The following is a 17,409-nucleotide window of genomic DNA, read 5'->3' as shown; positions in this document are numbered from 1 at the left end:
ACAAAGGAGTGATGATGTCTTTCAATATCGGCCTTAGCGGTCTCTATGCAGCCAACAAACAACTGGACGTGACCGGCAACAACATCGCCAACGTCGCGACCACCGGTTTCAAATCGTCTCGTGCAGAATTCGAAGACGTGTACTCGGCGACCCGCCTGGGCACCGGCAGCAAGACCGTCGGCAACGGCGTGCGCCTGGCCAACGTTTCCCAGCAGTTCGGCCAGGGTGACGTGAGCAACACTGGCAACGTGCTCGACATGGGTATCCAGGGCAATGGCTTTTTTGTCCTGAGCAATAACGGCTCCCTGACCTACACCCGTGCCGGTACGTTCAAGACCGACAAGGAAGGCTACGTCACCAACAGCGACGGCACTGCCCGCCTGCAAGGTTACGGTGTGGATTCCAACGGCAAGATCGTCAACGGGGTGCTGACCGACCTGCGGATCGATACCTCCAACCTGGCGCCGAAGTCCACCAGCACCGTGTCGTCGACGATCAACCTGAACTCCACCTCGGCGGTGATCGACCAGACGGTTGCGGCCAACAAGTTCGACCCGTCCAAGACCGAGACCTTTACCAAGTCGTTCAGTACCCCGATCTTCGATACTCAGGGTAACCAGCACACCATGGATCAATACATGGTCAAGACTGGCGCGAATACGTGGGACACCTACACACTGATCGATGGCCGCAACCCGGATGGCAGTGATCCTAAGGTTACCGCTCCGGTTGCTTCGACCATGTCCTTCGATTCCACCGGTAAACTGACTTCGGTCAGCACCCCCGTGACGCCGCCAACCACGCCACCGACTTCGGTGATCAGCAGTGACCTGAAGATCACCAACTGGACTCCGGGCTCCGTGACCAATGGCGTCTGGACAGCCAACGGCGCCGCAGCCGACCCGGCAGGTTTGACCATCGCCATGGCCAACACCACGCAGTTCAACGCCGACACCGCGCGTTCGATTCCGGCACAGAACGGTTACGCCACTGGCCAGATCACCAACCTGACCATCGACGGCAGCGGAGTGCTGCTGGCCAACTTCAGCAACAACCAGACCAAGCCGATCGGCCAGATTTCCCTGGCCAGCTTCACCAACGAGCAAGGCCTGCAGCCGGTAGGCGGCACCAGCTGGAAAGAAACCTACGCATCGGGCATCCCGGGCTACGATGCACCGGAAACCGGCACCCTGGGTTCGATCGTTTCCAACTCCTTGGAAGAGTCCAACGTCAACCTGACCAACGAACTGGTCGACCTGATCAAGGCGCAGAGCAACTATCAGGCGAACGCCAAGACCATCTCCACCCAGAGCACCATCATGCAGACCATCATTCAGATGACTTGATGCGTGTTGGTTGATGCTGCTTCACAAAGAGCCCCTCGAGAGAGGGGTTTAATGAGATGGCCAGCCTGACCGAAAAGCCCTGCAAGCGTAAACCTGCAGGACTTCTCGGCCAGGCTGGCCATGCATTTTTGTGTCCGGTGCTTTTCTGTAGAAGGCTCGCGATAACGGTAGTGAACTTTACAGCAGGCTGATCGGGTAGCTGATGATCAGGCGGTTCTCATCGAACTCGTTGTTGCTGTAGTCGCGACGCATGGTCGAGTTGCGCCATTTCACGTTCAGGTCTTTCAGCGCACCGCTCTGCACGGTGTAGCCCAGTTCCGATTCACGCCCCCATTCCTTGCCATCGGTGATGCTGCCGGTGTGCACGTTATCGCCACTGATGTAGCGGTTCATCAGGGTCAGGCCCGGTACGCCGAGGGCGACAAAGTTGTAGTCGTGGCGCACTTGCCAGGACTTTTCCCGAGCATTGTCGTAGCTGGAGTTGTAGCTGTCGTTGGCCAGTGTGCCGCCGCTGGTGCCGTTGACCCGCATCCAGGCGTTATCACCGGTGAGTTTCTGCAGGCCGACGTAGAACGTGTTGCCGCCGTACTTGGCCGAAAACAAGCCATACAGGGTTTTGTTGTCCAACTCGCCGGCCCGGGCGCTGCCGTCATCCTTGCCGTAGAAGAAACCGAGGTTGGCGCCCAGGGTCCAGTCGCCAAGCGGTTGGCTGTGGATCAGATTGATGAACTGCTGGCTGTAGATGTCCTTGAGCTCGGCGTTCCACAGACCGATCTGGGTACGTTTGTCGTTGAACAGGTATTCACCGCCCTGAAAGTTGAAACGGTCGGAGGTGAACGCGGCTTTGCCGGTCATCGACATGTCGCTCATGCTGCTGTCATCGCGTGGGCTGTTCTGGCGGAACTGGCCGCCGTAGAGCGTCAGGCCATTGATTTCCTTTGAGGTGATCTGGCCGCCACGAAAAGTTTGCGGCAACGAGCGACCGTCGTCCGAGCGCAGGATCGGCAACACGGGCATCCACTCGCCAACCTTGACTTCGGTCTGCGACAGCTTCGCCTTGAACGCCACGTTGGTGCGGCCGAAGTTGTCCGCCGGGCGGCCGTCGTGGTCCAGCGGCAGCAGTTGCGTACCACCGGTGCCTTTGCCGCCGTCGAGTTTCACCGAATACAAACCGAGCACATCCATGCCGAACCCGATGGTGCCCTGGGTGAACCCGGACTTGGCGTCGAGGATGAAACTCTGCGTCCATTCTTCAGCCTTGCCCTGGGCCTTGGTCGGGTTGGTGAAGTTGCGGTTGATATAGAAGTTGCGCAGGTTCAGGTTGACCTTGGCGCCTTCGACAAAACCCGGCTCTTCGGCGCAGGCGGGCAGGGCGGCACTGGCCAGGGCGGCGGCGATCAGGCCGGGAACGAAATATTGCGCGGTGGAAGGCGTCATGGACTCGGGTCTCTCTAATTCTTGGGGATGAAGCGGGGTGATGCCGCAACCCGGGGTTGCAGACGAACATCGGAAATCAGCACAAACGAAGCGGATCAGCCGGAGAGGGCGGGGCGCGGGGGCATGGTGTCGAACCTGTTGTTATTGGTTTTGTGGGTCGGATGGTGAATGGAATGTACTAGATGGTTCAATCGGTGAAAGCAGGTTTTGGGCGATTATCGAACGCAACATTTATTCGGGTTTTGTGGTGTGTTGGCCGGCCTCTTCGCGAGCAAGCCCGCTCCCACATTCGACCGCGTTTCTTTCTGAAAGAACCCGGTTAAATGTGGGAGATTCTATGGTTGAGGGGAAGCCCTCAACCGACTTTTGGCTGGTATTCGCTTTGCCCCTTGAGCAAGGCGAATACGACCCGAGCAAGTTTGCGAGCCAGTATCACCAGTGCCTGAGTGGTGCTGAACCCTCGAGCTCTTTGTGCCGCGTAAAAATCTTTCCAGGCTGGTGTACGACTGGCCGACATGGCTGCGTTGTGCAGAAGTCGGCGAGCTTCCGGATCACCTCGTTTGGTCAAGCTTCGGCGACCGTCTTTTTGTCCTGACTTCGCCACCCGCAAATCCATTCCCAGAAAGGCGATGAAGGCATCTGCGTTTCTGAAATCGCCTCGCTGGAATGCTGCGATCAAGCGGGCTCCGGTCAAAAATCCGATGCCTTCAACTTTCAGACAGCGCTTCAACTGACCGAGCAAACCGGCTTCTTTCAGATAATCCTTAATCGTCTTTTCGACCAGCGCCTCAAGCTGTTGCATGGATTTCACTTGCTCGGCGAAAGCGGTCTTCAACAGCGGTTCATTCGCCCAGCTTTGCACCAGGCCCACTCGTGCCTGAACCAGAGCCGCCCGGCGGCGAAAAAGGCTCAAGAGCTGACGGTACAGCGGTGATGGCGGGGTCCAGGGATGAAGATCGTCACCTTCGTTCTTCAGGTAGCGAGCGAGCAGCCTGGCATCCAGCGCGTCGGTTTTGGCGCGGACATTCACCCCTTTGCGGTAATGGCTCAGCTCATAGCCACCCACCATGTAAATCACGCAGCCGGCCTCGTAGGCCAGATCGGCGAACTCCAGGTGATAGATATTGGTCGACTCAATGGCGATGGCCACTGTCCTCGGCAAGTCCTTCAGCCACTGCTTGATGGCTGCCTTGTTGTTGGGAATCGTTTCAAGCAGGTCAAGTTCGGCGTGATAAATCACCAGTTCATTCTTGGCGACATCCACGCCTGCGATCGGCTTTGAGACAGAAACCGGCATTGCCATTAAATTTCCTCCGGGATATGGTTTTGAGCACTTGAAGGGCTCACCCAGAGGCGCAGGCTTGTTCCTATCGTCGGTCTAGCCAGATGCATTCTTTATCGGCGCTTGGGTGAAAGGAGGAGGGGCGAAATCTCCCACGGATCTGTACTGCGTCAACAGTCAGAATCGGGCTTTGTCCCTCCTCCTCCCTTCAAGTCCTACCATACAAGCGGGCTTGCTCGCGAAGAGGCCAGTTCTGGCACCACTGTTTCTCGCAGCCAACAAAAAGCCCACCAATTGGTGGGCTCCTTGTGTTCACAGCGCTATCAGAAATATTTCATCTTCGGCGCTGCTTCTTTCAACGGCTCGTTCTGCGCCGTCTGTTCGTTCCAGCCACCACCCAGGGCCTTGTACAGGTTGACCTGGCTGACCAGCTGCGCCAGGCGGTCGGTGATCAACACCTGTTGCGCACTGAACAGCTGACGCTGGGCATCGAGGAAGGTCAGGTTGCTGTCGACACCGATGCGGTAACGACGCTCGGCCAGGCCGTAGTACGCCTGGTTGGCACTGACGAAATCTTTCTGTGCCTGCAACTGCTGGACGTAGGTCTGGCGGGCGGCCAGGCCGTCGGCGACTTCCTGGAAGGCCGTTTGAATGGACTTCTCGTAGTTCGCCACGCTGATGTCTTTCTGGATTTTCGAGTAATCCAGGCTGGCGCTCAGGGCGCCGGCGTTGAAGATCGGCAGGTTGATCTGCGGCTGGAACAGCCAGGTGCCCGAACCACCCTTGAACAGACCGGACAGGTCCGGGCTCAGCGTGCCGGCATTGGCCGTGAGGCTGATGCTCGGGAAGAACGCAGCCCGCGCCGCGCCGATGTTGGCGTTGGCGGCCTTCAGGTTGTACTCGGCTTGAAGGATGTCCGGACGACGCTGCAGCAGGTCCGACGGCAGGCCGGGTGGAACGTCGCTCAGCAGGTCGTCGTCAAGTGGTTTGGCCGCTTGCAGGTTGGCCGGGACTCCGGTGCCGAGCAGCAGCACCAGGCTGTTCTCATCCTGGGCGACCTGACGGGTGTACTTGGCCAGTTGCGCACGGGCGTTTTCCACCGAGGTGCGCGACTGCGCCAGGTCCAGGGCCGAGGCGACGCCGACTTCGTTGCTGCGGGCGGTGAGCTTGTAGCTCTCCTCGAAGGTGGCCAGGGTGTCCTGGGTCAGCTTGTACAGTTCCTTGTCGGCCTGCCAGGTCAGGTAGGCATTGGCCACACTGGCCACCAGGCTGATCTGCGTGCTGCGACGGCCTTCTTCGGTGGCGAAGTACTTCTGCAGCGCTTCTTCGTTCAGGCTGCGAATGCGACCGAACAGGTCGAGTTCATAGGCGCTGACCCCGACCGTGGCCGAGTAGGAACTGGTGATACCGGCTTGGCCGGTCTGCGAAGCGTCAGCCGGAACGCGCTGACGGCTGCCGGTGCCGTTGGCCGAGACAGCCGGGAACAGATCGGCACGGGAGATACGGTACTGCGCCGCAAACGCGTCGATGTTCAGGGCCGCGACACGCAGGTCACGGTTGTTTTCCAGGGCCACCTGGATCAGCTGTTGCAGCGCCGGGTCATGGAAAAACTGCTTCCAGCCCTGTTCGGCGGCAGCTTGCGCCGGTGCCTGGGCCGGCGAGTACGCCAGGCCCTGCGGGTACTGCCCCGCCACCGGTGCTTCGGGCTGCTGATAATCAGGTATCAGCGAGCAGCCACCGAGCACGAAGGCGGCGACTGCCAGGGAGAGTAGCGACTTGCTCATTAGCCAGCCTCTTTAGAAGTTTCAAGAGCGTCATCCTGGTCGGCAATTTTACGCTGGCCAATGGACGACACGGTGACGAAGAACAGCGGGACCCAGAAGATCGCCAGCACAGTGGCCGTGATCATACCGCCGATCACGCCGGTACCGATTGCATGCTGGCTACCGGAACCTGCGCCCGTGGAAATCGCCAGTGGTACCACACCCAGCACGAAGGCGAGCGAGGTCATGATGATCGGTCGCAGGCGCATGCGGCAGGCTTCGATTGCGGCATCGCGCAGGCTACGCCCTTGTTCGTGCAGTTCCTTGGCAAATTCGACAATCAGAATGGCGTTTTTCGCCGCCAGACCGATAGTCGTCAACAGGCCTACCTGGAAGTACACGTCGTTGGACAGACCGCGCAGGCTGGTGGCCATCAGTGCACCGATGATCCCCAGCGGCACCACCAACATCACCGCGATCGGAATCGACCAGCTTTCATACAGCGCCGCCAGGCACAGGAACACCATCAGCAGCGACAGGGCGTACAACGCCGGCGCTTGCGAACCGGACAGGCGTTCTTCGTACGACAGGCCGGTCCAGGAAATACCGACACCCGCCGGCAGTTTCTTGGCAATGGCTTCGACTTCGGCCATGGCCTCACCGGTACTGTAGCCAGGCGCTGGGGAACCGAGGATTTCCATCGCTTCCACGCCGTTGTAGCGAGCCAGTTTCGGCGAACCGTAAATCCACTCGCCCTTGGCGAACGCCGAGAACGGAACCATGGTGCCGCTGGCGTTGCGCACGTACCACTTCTGCAGGTCTTCAGGGCCCATTCGAGCGCCTGGCTTGCCTTGCACGTAAACCTTCTTCACCCGACCACGGTCGATGAAGTCGTTGACGTAGCTACTGCCCAGGGCAATCGACAGGGTGTTGTTGATGTCGGCGATGGTAATGCCCAGGGCACTGGCCTTCTCGTCATCGATTTCCAGCTGGTATTGCGGTTCGTCGTTCAGGCCGTTCGGACGCACCTGAGTCAGAATCTTGCTTTGCGCGGCCATACCGAGGAACTGGTTTCGCGCTTGCATCAGTTTTTCGTGGCCGATACCGGCGCGGTCCTGCAGGAACACGTCGAAACCGGTGGCGTTACCCAGTTCCAGTACCGCCGGTGGCGCGAAGGCGAATACCATGGCATCGCGGAAGGTGAAGAAGTGCTGCTGGGCACGGGCCGCCACCTTGAACACGTTGTTGTCGGCGTTACGTTCGTCCCAGGGTCTGAGCATGATGAACGCCATACCCGAACTCTGGCCACGGCCGGCGAAGTTGAAGCCGGTCACGGTAAACACCGAGTTCACCGCATCGCCTTCGCCGCCATCCTTGCCCGGACGCAGCAGGAATTCACGCATTTCATCGACGACCACTTGGGTACGCTGGGCCGTGGAACCGGCCGGGGTTTGCACCTGGGCGAACAGTACACCCTGGTCTTCCTCAGGCAGGAACGCCGTTGGAATGCGGCTGAAAAGCCAGATCATGCCCACCACGATCAGCAGATACGCCAGCAGATAGGGGATCTTGCGCTGCAGGATATTGCCGACACCGCGTTCGTAGCTGCGAACGCCGCGGTCGAAATTGCGGTTGAACCAGCCAAAGAAACCGCGTTTCGGGGTGCCGTGCTCGCCTTTCGGGATCGGCTTGAGCATGGTCGCACAAAGCGCCGGGGTGAAGATCAGCGCGACCAGTACCGACAGGGCCATGGCCGAGACGATGGTGATCGAGAACTGTTTGTAGATCACACCGGTGGAACCGCTGAAGAACGCCATTGGCAGCAGAACCGCCGACAGCACCAGGGCGATACCGACCAGTGCGCCCTGGATCTGGCCCATGGACTTCTTGGTGGCTTCTTTCGGTGACAGGCCTTCTTCGCTCATCACCCGTTCGACGTTTTCCACCACGACGATGGCGTCGTCCACCAGCAAGCCGATGGCCAGCACCATGCCGAACATGGTCAGGGTGTTGATGCTGAAACCGGCGGCCGCGAGGATGCCGAACGTACCGAGCAATACCACCGGCACGGTCATCGTGGTGATGATGGTGGCACGGAAGTTCTGCAGGAACAGGAACATCACCAGGAACACCAGGGCGACCGCTTCGACCAGGGTGTGAACCACGCCCTTGATCGATTCGGTTACGACCGGAGTGGTGTCATACGGGAACACCACTTCCATCCCTTGCGGGAAGAACGGCTTGAGGTTGTCGATGGTCGCGCGCAGGGCTTTGGCGGTATCGAGAGCGTTGGCACCGGTGGCCAGTTTCACGGCCAGGCCGGAAGCCGGGGCACCGTTGAACTGGGCGTTGATGCTGTAGTTCTCACCCCCCAGGCCGACTTCGGCAACATCTCTCAAGCGTACCTGGGAACCGTCCTTGTTGACCTTGAGCAGGATCTTGTCGAATTGCTCCGCGGTCTGCAGGCGGGTCTTGCCGATGATCGTTGCGTTCAGCTGGGTGCCGAGCAGGGCAGGCAGGCCGCCGAGCTGGCCGGACGACACCTGGACGTTCTGCGCAGCGATGGCGGTTTTGACGTCGATCGGGGTCAGGTTGTAGTTGTTCAGCCTGGCCGGGTCGAGCCAGATACGCATGGCGTACTGGGAACCGAACACCTGGAAGTCGCCGACACCGGCGGTCCGCGAGATCGGGTCCTGCATGTTCGACACGATGTAGTTGGACAGGTCGTCCTTGGTCATGCTGCCGTCACGCGACACCACGCCGATCACCAGCAGGAAGTTCTTCACGGCCTTGGTGACGCGGATACCCTGCTGTTGCACTTCTTGCGGCAGCAGCGGGGTGGCCAGGTTCAGCTTGTTCTGGACCTGGACCTGCGCGGTGTCGGAGTTGGTGCCTTGCTCGAAGGTCGCGGTAATGGTCATGGTGCCGTCGGAGTTACTTTCCGACGAGACATAACGCAGGTTGTCGATACCGTTGAGCTGTTGCTCGATCACCTGAACCACGGTGTCCTGAACCGTTTGTGCCGAAGCACCCGGGTAGGCCACGGAGATGGCGATCGCTGGAGGCGCAATGCTCGGGTACTGGTTGATCGGCAACCGGAGGATCGATAGTGCCCCGACCAACATGATCACCAGGGCAATTACCCAGGCGAAAATCGGACGGTCGATAAAAAATTTCGACATGGTTTACTCCCCTTTGCCGCCAGAGGCTTTATCAGCTACCTGGGCGGGGGCCGGGTTCTTTGCGGCTACGTTGGTCGCTTCACTGGCCTTGACTTCGATGCCAGGTTTGACGAATTGCAGACCTTCGGTGATCAGGCGATCGCCGGCCTTCAGGCCGTCTTCGATCAGCCATTGGTTACCGACGGTGCGGTTGGCCTTGAGTTGGCGCAGTTCGACCTTGTTGTCCGGGCCGACAACCAGTGCGGTCGGCGTACCTTTGAGGTCGCGGGTCACGCCTTGCTGCGGGGCCAGGATCGCTGCGCTGTTCACACCGGCCAGCAATTTGGCGTGCACGAACATGCCAGGCAGAAGGGTGTGGTCAGGGTTCGGGAAAATGGCGCGCAGGGTGACGGAACCGGTGGTCTGGTCAACCGAGATTTCGGAGAACTCCAGCTTGCCGTCCAGCTTGTAGTCGCTGCCGTCTTCGAGGGTCAGCTTGACCGAGGCCGCGTTGTCGCCGGCTTTCTGCAGGCGACCGCTTTCCAGCTCGCGGCGCAGTTGCAGCAGCTCGACCGAGGACTGCGTCACGTCGACGTAGATCGGGTCGATTTGCTGAATCACCGCCATCGCATCGACCTGGGCATTGCTGACCAGCGCGCCTTCGGTCACCGAGGAACGACCGATGCGGCCGGTCAGCGGGGCGTTGACCTTGGTGTAGCGCACATTGATCTGCGCGGTTTGCAGCGCGGCTTCCGATTGCAGGCGGTTGGCTACTGCGGTGTCGTATTCCTGACGGCTTACGGCTTGTTCGTCGACCAATTGCTTGTAGCGGTCGGAAATCGACTTGGTCGAACGCAGGTTCGCTTCGGCGCTGGCGAGCGTTGCTTCATAGATCGATGGATCGATCTGATAGAGCTGCTGGCCGGCCTTGACGTCGCTGCCTTCCTTGAACAGGCGCTTGAGAATGATGCCGTTGACCTGAGGACGGACTTCGGCAATGCGGAATGCACTGGTACGGCCGGGCAGATCGGACGTCAGGGTGAAAGCTTGGGGTTGCAGAGTCACGACGCCGACCTGAGGTGGTGGGGCGGCCGGTGCTGCCTCTTCCTTTTTGCATCCGCTGAGCAGCGATGCCAGGGCGACGGCGGCGACCAGAGCGGTAACAGCTGGCTTGAATTGCATGAAAATCCTCGGGTCAGGCGCGCAAGGAGCGCACTAGAAAGGTGGAAGGTTGAAAAGTGTATGCCGTGTGGATAAGTAGCTTGCTAAGGAATATACTTACGTACATGGCTGTTTGTAAATACCCAGGCTGCGTATCAACGCCGTTACACAAGCCGTTACACAAACCGTTTGAAGGTTGGAATTGTAGGCCGGGGACGAATCCCCAGAACGTTCGCCCCACTTTTATTCAGCTGATATTCAGACATCGCTGAAGCACCCTGATTGAGGTTGTACTGCCATGGTCCGTCGTACCAAAGAGGAAGCTCAGGAAACCCGCGCGCAAATTCTCGTGGCGGCCGAAAAGGCCTTTTTCGAGCGAGGCGTGGCGCGCACGACCCTGGCGGACATCGCGACCCTGGCCGGCGTTACTCGCGGGGCCATTTACTGGCACTTCAGCAACAAGGCGGATCTGGTGCAGGCCATGCTCGACACCTTGCATGAGCCGCTGGAAGAAATGGCCAAGGCCAGCGAAAGCGAAGACGAACTCGATCCCCTGGGCTGCATGCGCAAACTGTTGATTCATTTGTTTCATCAAATTGCGCTGGACCCGAAAACCCGACGCATCAATGAGATTCTTTTTCATAAGTGCGAATTCACCGATGAAATGTGCGACCTGCGCCAACAACGGGTGTCGGCCAACCTCGAATGCAATATACGAATCGGCCTGGCCCTGAGTAATGCCGTGAATCGCGGCCAGTTGCCGGAAAACCTCGACACCGCCCGCGCCGCGATCGGCTTGCATGCTTATATAGACGGCATCCTGTACAAGTGGTTGCTGGCCCCCGACAGTTTTGAATTGCACACCGAAGCCGAGCGTTGGGTTGATACCGGGCTGGATATGCTGCGCTTGAGCCCCAGCCTGCGCAAATGAAACAAAAAGCGTAATTGGGTCGGCGTGTGTCAGCCCGGGGCCTGTTTGTGAATCGAGGTGCCGTAATGGGGTGCTTTTATATACGTACCCCGGGCGGGATGACAGGTAGCAAGCTCAGTATTTTGTAGGGATTTTGTGTCGAGCCTGTGAGATATCCGTATATCGCCCCTGCAGGCAGTAAAAAGCCCCGGCTCTTTCGAGTCGGGGCTTTTGCGTTTCAACGGTTGCCGGTTACAGCGTCGGGTAGTCGATGTAGCCGACCGGGCCCTTGGCGTAGAACAGTTCCGGACGCGCTTCGTTCAGCGGCGCGTCAGCCTGCAAGCGTGCCGGCAGGTCAGGGTTGGCAATGAAGGGTACGCCGAAGGCCACTGCATCGGCCTTGCCGCTGGCGAGCAATGCGTTGGCGCTGTCCTTGGTGAAACGCTCGTTGGCAATGTAGGGGCCGCCGAAGGCTTCCTTGAGTTGTGGGCCGAGGCTGTCGGCGCCTTCTTTCTCGCGCGAGCAGATGAAGGCAATGCCACGCTTGCCCAGTTCGCTTGCGACGTAGGTGAAGGTTTCGGCCAGGTTGTCGTCGCCCATGTCATGCAAGTCGGCGCGTGGCGACAGGTGTACACCCACGCGGCCGGCGCCCCAGATTTCGATGGCAGCGTCAGTCACTTCCAGCAACAGGCGCGCACGGTTTTCCAGGGAGCCGCCGTAGTCGTCGGTGCGCTGGTTGGTGCTGCTTTGCAGGAATTGGTCGAGCAGGTAACCGTTGGCGGCATGGATTTCCACGCCGTCGAAGCCGGCGGCCTTGGCGTTTTCGGCACCGACGCGGTAAGCGTCGACGATGTCGGCGATTTCAGCGATTTCCAGGGCGCGCGGGACAGGGAAGTCGGCCAACGGACGAACCAGGCTGACGTGGCCTTTTGGCTGGATGGCGCTCGGGGCGACCGGGGCTTCACCGTTCAGGTACAAACCGTGGGAAATGCGACCCACATGCCACAACTGCAGGAAGATCTTGCCGCCCGCGCCATGGATAGCCTTGGTCACGTTGGACCAGCCACGCACCTGATCGTTGGACCAGATGCCCGGGGTGTCCGGGTAGCCGACGCCCATCGGGGTAACCGACGTGGCTTCACTGAGGATCAGGCCGGCGGAGGCGCGCTGTACGTAGTACTCGGCCATCAGCGCGTTCGGCACGCGACCTTCGTCGGCGCGGCAGCGGGTCAGTGGCGCCATGATGATGCGGTTGGCCAACTCGAGGTCGCCCAGTTTGATCGGATCGAAAATACTCGTCATTTAATGCAACCCTCGTGAGGTAATGGTCTGTCAGTTGGTAGCAGGGGCCAGATCGGGATTGCCGCTCTGACGGAAAGTAATCAGGGTGACCAGCAGGGCGAGTACCGCCAGGACCGCTGCGGCGAGGGGCACGCTGGTCAGGCCGAAGCCGTGGGCGATCACGCTGCCGCCGACCCAGGCACCGAGTGCGTTGCCGATGTTGAAAGCGCCGATGTTCAGGGTCGACACCAGGTTCGGTGCGGCTTTGCCGAAGGTCACTACGTTCACTTGCAAGGCCGGTACGGCGGCAAAGCACGCGGTGGCCCAGAGGAACAGGGTGATTTCGGTCGGGATCAGCGCGACGCTGGTCCAGGTCAGCACAGTGGACACCACGGCCATGGTGATGAACACGCCGATCAACGTGGCCGCCAGGCCTTTGTCAGCCATCTTGCCGCCGATGATGTTGCCGACCGTCAGGCCCAGGCCGATGAGCATCAGGGTCCAGGTCACGCCACGGGGCGAGACGCCGGTGACTTCGCCCAGCAGCGGCGCGACGTAGGTGAACAGGGTGAACACCGAGGCGGCGAACAGTGCCGTCATGCTCAGGGACAGCCAGATGCCACCGCCCTTGAGTGCGGCCAGTTCGGCGCGCATGTCGAGTTTTTCTTCATCACGCTTGGCCGGAAGGAAGCGGATCAAGCCGATCAGCGCGATCACGCCGATCACGGTCACGGCCCAGAAGGTCGAACGCCAGCCGGCTTCCTGACCGAGGGCGGTTCCCAGCGGCACGCCGAGGACGTTGGCCAGGGTCAGGCCGGTAAACATCAGGGCCACGGCCGAAGCGCGTTTGTTGGCAGGCACCAGGCCGGCAGCCACGACTGAGCCGATACCGAAGAAGGCGCCATGACAAAGGGCTGTCACCACACGGGCAAACATCAGCACGTTGTAGTCACTGGCCACTGCACAGAGCAGGTTGCCGATAATGAAAATGCCCATCAACGCCACCAGCGCAGCCTTGCGCGGCAGTCTGGCGGTGGCCAGCGCCATGAACGGCGCGCCGATGGCCACGCCCAGGGCGTAACCGGTCACCAGCCAGCCGGCACCGGGAATCGATACACCCAGGTCAGCCGCCACGTTGGGCAGCAGGCCCATGATGACGAACTCGGTGGTGCCGATGGCGAAGGCGCTCAAGGCCAGGATGAGTAGCGAGAGGGGCATTGTTGATTCCTTTTCGGCTCTAAGGATCAGAGCTCTTTGCTGAAGGTGCGGAGGAACTCCTGGATGGTTTCCTCGTTACGTTTGAAGAAGTGCCACTGGCCGACTTTGCGGCTGCTGATCAGGCCGGCGCGTTGCAGGGTCGCCAGGTGTGCGGACACCGTGGATTGCGACAGGCCGCAACGCTGATCGATCTGCCCGGCGCAAACGCCGTGCTCGTTGCTGTGGGACTGGTCGGGAAATTCGACGGTCGGGTCCTTGAGCCAGTGCAGGATGTCTCGCCGGACTGGGTGTGCCAGGGCTTTTATTATTTCGTCGAGATTGATGGTCATGATGTGGGCTCGTGATGTTTAAAACGCTATATCGCGATGAGGCGAACTTTAAATCGGTATTTCGCGATATACAAATATGATTTGGCTCTGACCAACTCACATTTCGATATATCGAGTTATAACGATATGTTGAGTGTAACAAGACAAGGGGGCAGTGCTAAGCTGCGCCCATGAACTATCTCGCACATCTTCACCTCGGTGGCCAGCGTCCCGGCCAATTGCTCGGCAGTCTGTATGGCGATTTCGTCAAGGGACGGCTGCAAGGGCAGTTCGCTCCGGAAATCGAGGGCGCTATCCAGTTGCACCGCAGCATCGACGTGTTCACCGATCGCCATCCGCTGGTGGATGTCGCGTTGTCGCGTTTTTCCCTGACCCGTCGTCGCTACGCGGGGATCGTGCTCGACGTGTTTTTCGACCATTGCCTGGCCCGGGACTGGGCGCTGTATGCCGACCGGCCCCTGGCGTTGTTCACCTCGGACGTTTACCGGGTGCTGTCCAGCGAACGGCAATTGCCGGGGCGGCTGGCGCAGATTGCACCGCACATGGTGGCCAATGACTGGCTGGGTTCGTATCAGGAGTTCGAAGTGCTGGAGCAGGTATTGCGCGGGATCTCGCGCCGCCTGACCCGGCCGGAGGAACTGGCGGCGGCGATGCCGGAGTTGCGGCGGTTGTATGAACCGTTGAGCGAGGACTTTCGGTTGTTCTATCCGCAGTTGCAGGATTTTGCCCGGAGCTATCCAACGACATAAAACCCATGTGGGAGCGGGCTTGCTCGCGAATGCGGTGTATCAGCTGACATCTGAGCTGAATGACACCCGCATTCGCGAGCAAGCCCGCTCCCACAGGGAATGTTTTTCAAGCGGCTATAGCTGGGCGCATTGGCACTTGCTGTTTTTCCGGAGCAGCCCCGAACAACGCCTTCTGCACCGCCTGCTGCGCTTCGAACGCCAATGCCGCGCGTTCCCGGCCCTGGCACTCGATGGGCTTGAGCAGATGAATCTCCACGCCGCCGCGGTCATTGGCGAACAGACGCATCAGGTGCGAGAGCAGATCATCGTCGCCAATGAACGGCGCCAGCGCGCAAGGCTCGCCGTCACGCACATAACGAATCGCTACCGGCTGCATCGCCACTTCGGAATCGATGGCGGCGGACAGCAGGCGACCATGGAAGGTACGCAGCGAACGGCCATCGGTGGTGGTGCCTTCCGGGAACATCAGCAGCGGGTGGGCTTGTTCCAGGTGACGGGTCATCTGCTTGCGGATCAACTGGCTGTCACCCGAGCCACGGCGGATGAACAGGCTGCCGGCCTTGGCCGCCAACCAGCCGGCCACTGGCCAGGTGCGCACTTCGGCCTTGGACAGGAACGACAGCGGCGTGAGCATGCCCAGCAGCGGGATGTCGGTCCAGGACACGTGGTTGCTGACCCAGAGCATCGGTGCCTTCGGCAGCTCGCCGTGGACGGTCACGTCAAAGGGCAGGGCGTTGCTCAGGCGGGCCATGAAAAACCGCGACCAGCGTTGCCGGCGCGCCATCGAATGGGCCATGCCCAGGCGCTCGAATACCCCGAACACACTGGCCATGCCCAGGCCCAGCGTCACCACCATCAGCACTCGCGCGATTCGCGCGTACACCCTTAACCGGCCCATTACACAGCCGCCTTGAAGTGTTTGGCGTAGCGCGGGCAGAGCTCGTCGCGCTTGAGCAGGATGAACACGTCGGCGACCTGGAAATCTTCGTCCCAGCATGGCTCGCCGCAGATCTTCGCGCCCAGGCGCATATAGGCCTTGAGCAGCGGTGGCATTTCGGCAATCACGTTCGACGGGATGTCCAGGCTTGGCAGCGGATTCTTCGGCTCGGCGCGCAGGTGTTCGGTGCACAGGTAGCGTTCGCGCAGACGCTGCATGATCGCGTGGGCCTGCACGCCGCCATCCTGCATCGGAATGCTCGCGCAACCCATCAGGTAGCTGTAGCCGCCCTGGTTCAGGACTTCGGCCAGTTCGCCCCAGAGCACGGCGATGGTGCCGCCGTTGCGGTAGGCCGGGTCGACGCAGGTGCGACCGATTTCCAGAATCGGGCCTTGCAGATGCACCAGGCCGTGGAGGCTGAATTCTTCTTCGCTGTAAAACTTGCCCAGGCTGCTGGCAGCCGTGTGGTCGAGCAAGCGGGTGGTCGCCACCAGACGCCCGGTGTTCAAGTCACGCACGCCGATGTGGGCGCAGTGAACGTCGTAGTCATCCATGTCCAGGCCCAGTTCAGCGCCCTTGAGCCTGGCGTTGAATTCGCCGCTGAACACGTTGAAGCGCAAGGCCTGGGCTTCCTGCAGCGCCTCGGCGCCCACCAGGCGTTCGGCTTGCAGGCGGCGTTCGTTGCCGGTGTCGCTGATGCGGGCGATCTGAGTCATGGCGAATCTCCGTGCGGGCTGCTCACCCGTCTTTGGGCTACAGCGAATCGACTTTCTTTGTCTAGCCGTGTTGTGCAAAGTCAGGCTATGTAGCCCCGGTGTCATCGCCATTAAGCTTTGGTGATGCTTATATGACAGCCCTCAAGGAGCCTCTTATGCCCTGGCAAACCCTGTTGAACCGCCGTGATCGCTTGCCCGCCAACCCGGATCTGGCCGAAGGTTTCGCGACCTTGTTGCAGCAGTTGGGAACGGTCACGCCGTTTGAACTGGCCGTGCTCGGCGGGCGGTTGATGGCAACGCCGGGGCTGGCGTTTCTGGTGGGGTATCAGGCGGCCTTGCGCATGCTCTGGCCGAGCGCGCCACTGAGCCTCGGCGCGTTGTGCGCCACCGAGCAGCGCAGCCTGCGCCCGGCCGACATGCAAACCCGGCTGAGCGGTTTGCGCCTGAATGGACGCAAGGATTTCGTCACCGCCGGGGATGCCGCCGACTGGCTGCTGGTGGCGGTGCGTAGCGAGGCGCCCGGCGCCGATCCGCGTTTGAGCCTGGCGGTGATCTATCGCGATGAACCGGGTGTGCGGGTGGAAAAACTGGCGCCGATCCCGTTGATGCCGGACATCAGCCATGGTCGGTTGTATCTGGATAACGCGCTGTGCGAGTTGCTCGCGGGGGATGGTTGGGACGCCTACGTCAAACCGTTCCGCACGCTGGAAGACATCTATGTACTGAGCGCCATGACGGCGTGGTTGTACGGTATCGGTCAGGACTGTGCCTGGCCGCAATCCTTGCAATTGCGTCTGCTGGGATTGTTGGCCGGGTGCGCGGAAACCAGCCGCCAGCCACCGACCAGTCTGGCCGGGCATGTGGTGCTGGGCGGGTTGTTTGCACAGTTCGAAGGACTCAAGGCTGAAGTGAACGAGGCACTGGCAGGAGGGCCACCGGAGTGGGCGGTGATGTGGCAGCGCGACCGCGCGGTGATGGAGTTGGCGGCGGGGGCGCGGGGCAAGCGGTTGGCCAAGGCGTTGGCGGAATCTTCGCTGCCCTGACTGGCCTCTTCGCGGGCAAGCCCGCTCCCACAGGGACCTGTGTCGTGTACAAATGTTGTGTTCGACGCAGAACCTG

14 protein-coding genes are annotated in these 17,409 nt (G+C 60.5%); 4 read left to right on the top strand and 10 right to left on the bottom strand.

The genetic code is table 11. From position 1 onward, the window contains the following. The first annotated feature begins 14 nt into the window (after positions 1-14). A complete protein-coding gene (flgE, locus tag RS887_RS04655; RefSeq protein WP_322614562.1) occupies positions 15-1,346 on the top strand; it encodes a flagellar hook protein FlgE in 1,332 nt (443 codons plus the stop codon). 177 nt (positions 1,347-1,523) lie between these two features. Here flgE and RS887_RS04650 read toward each other — a convergent pair whose 3' ends face one another. The 5 genes from RS887_RS04650 to RS887_RS04630 form a co-directional block, all read right to left on the bottom strand. After that, a complete protein-coding gene (locus RS887_RS04650) occupies positions 1,524-2,783 on the bottom strand; it encodes an OprD family porin (protein WP_322614561.1) in 1,260 nt (419 codons plus the stop codon). A gap of 355 nt (positions 2,784-3,138) precedes the next feature. Beyond that, complete coding sequence (locus RS887_RS04645; protein ID WP_322614560.1) at positions 3,139-4,086, bottom strand: transposase; 948 nt, start codon at positions 4,084-4,086, stop codon at positions 3,139-3,141. Between the two features lie 302 nt (positions 4,087-4,388). Continuing rightward, complete coding sequence (gene emhC / locus RS887_RS04640) at positions 4,389-5,849, bottom strand: efflux RND transporter outer membrane subunit EmhC (protein ID WP_322614559.1); 1,461 nt, start codon at positions 5,847-5,849, stop codon at positions 4,389-4,391. Then, positions 5,849-9,010, bottom strand: a complete 3,162-nt coding sequence (emhB, locus tag RS887_RS04635) for an efflux RND transporter permease subunit EmhB (protein ID WP_322614558.1) — start codon at positions 9,008-9,010, stop codon at positions 5,849-5,851. The genes emhC and emhB overlap by 1 nt, the downstream gene beginning before the upstream one ends. A 3-nt stretch (positions 9,011-9,013) precedes the next feature. Next, a complete protein-coding gene (locus RS887_RS04630; RefSeq protein ID WP_322614557.1) occupies positions 9,014-10,171 on the bottom strand; it encodes an efflux RND transporter periplasmic adaptor subunit in 1,158 nt (385 codons plus the stop codon). Positions 10,172-10,448: 277 nt separating this feature from the next. Here RS887_RS04630 and emhR point away from each other — a divergent pair, with 277 nt between their 5' ends. Continuing rightward, the gene (gene emhR / locus RS887_RS04625; protein WP_322614556.1) at positions 10,449-11,081 is read left to right on the top strand and encodes an efflux system transcriptional repressor EmhR; all 633 of its coding nucleotides are present in this window, start codon (positions 10,449-10,451) and stop codon (positions 11,079-11,081) included. Between the two features lie 231 nt (positions 11,082-11,312). Here emhR and RS887_RS04620 read toward each other — a convergent pair whose 3' ends face one another. The 3 genes from RS887_RS04620 to RS887_RS04610 are packed head-to-tail and all read right to left on the bottom strand — an operon-like array spanning position 11,313 to position 13,888. Continuing rightward, a complete protein-coding gene (locus RS887_RS04620) occupies positions 11,313-12,362 on the bottom strand; it encodes an alkene reductase (protein ID WP_322614555.1) in 1,050 nt (349 codons plus the stop codon). 30 nt (positions 12,363-12,392) lie between these two features. After that, the gene (locus RS887_RS04615; RefSeq protein WP_322614554.1) at positions 12,393-13,559 is read right to left on the bottom strand and encodes an MFS transporter; all 1,167 of its coding nucleotides are present in this window, start codon (positions 13,557-13,559) and stop codon (positions 12,393-12,395) included. Positions 13,560-13,585: 26 nt separating this feature from the next. Next, positions 13,586-13,888, bottom strand: coding sequence for a metalloregulator ArsR/SmtB family transcription factor (locus RS887_RS04610; protein WP_322614553.1), 303 nt, complete (start codon positions 13,886-13,888; stop codon positions 13,586-13,588). 170 nt (positions 13,889-14,058) lie between these two features. Here RS887_RS04610 and RS887_RS04605 point away from each other — a divergent pair, with 170 nt between their 5' ends. Then, complete coding sequence (locus RS887_RS04605; protein ID WP_322614552.1) at positions 14,059-14,637, top strand: ACP phosphodiesterase; 579 nt, start codon at positions 14,059-14,061, stop codon at positions 14,635-14,637. A 106-nt stretch (positions 14,638-14,743) separates the two neighbouring features. On the opposite strand, the gene RS887_RS04600 is transcribed toward RS887_RS04605, so the two are convergent. Together RS887_RS04600 and olsB are read right to left on the bottom strand one after the other, a co-directional pair. Further along, positions 14,744-15,535 carry a lysophospholipid acyltransferase family protein gene (locus tag RS887_RS04600; RefSeq protein WP_322614551.1) on the bottom strand — a complete coding sequence of 264 codons (792 nt, stop codon included), beginning with the start codon at positions 15,533-15,535 and terminating at the stop codon, positions 14,744-14,746. Next, positions 15,535-16,290 (bottom strand): L-ornithine N(alpha)-acyltransferase, encoded by a 756-nt coding sequence (gene olsB, locus RS887_RS04595; RefSeq protein WP_057400777.1) that lies wholly within the window; start codon positions 16,288-16,290, stop codon positions 15,535-15,537. Before olsB ends, RS887_RS04600 begins: the two co-directional genes overlap by 1 nt. A gap of 155 nt (positions 16,291-16,445) precedes the next feature. Here olsB and RS887_RS04590 point away from each other — a divergent pair, with 155 nt between their 5' ends. Next, positions 16,446-17,333 (top strand): acyl-CoA dehydrogenase family protein, encoded by an 888-nt coding sequence (locus RS887_RS04590; protein WP_322614550.1) that lies wholly within the window; start codon positions 16,446-16,448, stop codon positions 17,331-17,333. The last annotated feature ends 76 nt before the right edge of the window (positions 17,334-17,409 follow it).

The organism is Pseudomonas sp. BIC9C (assembly GCF_034541995.1).
Taxonomy (GTDB): domain Bacteria; phylum Pseudomonadota; class Gammaproteobacteria; order Pseudomonadales; family Pseudomonadaceae; genus Aquipseudomonas; species Aquipseudomonas fluorescens_CC.
The sequence above is the reverse complement of the archived record's forward strand: the minus strand, read 5'-3'. Positions and strand labels throughout refer to the sequence as shown.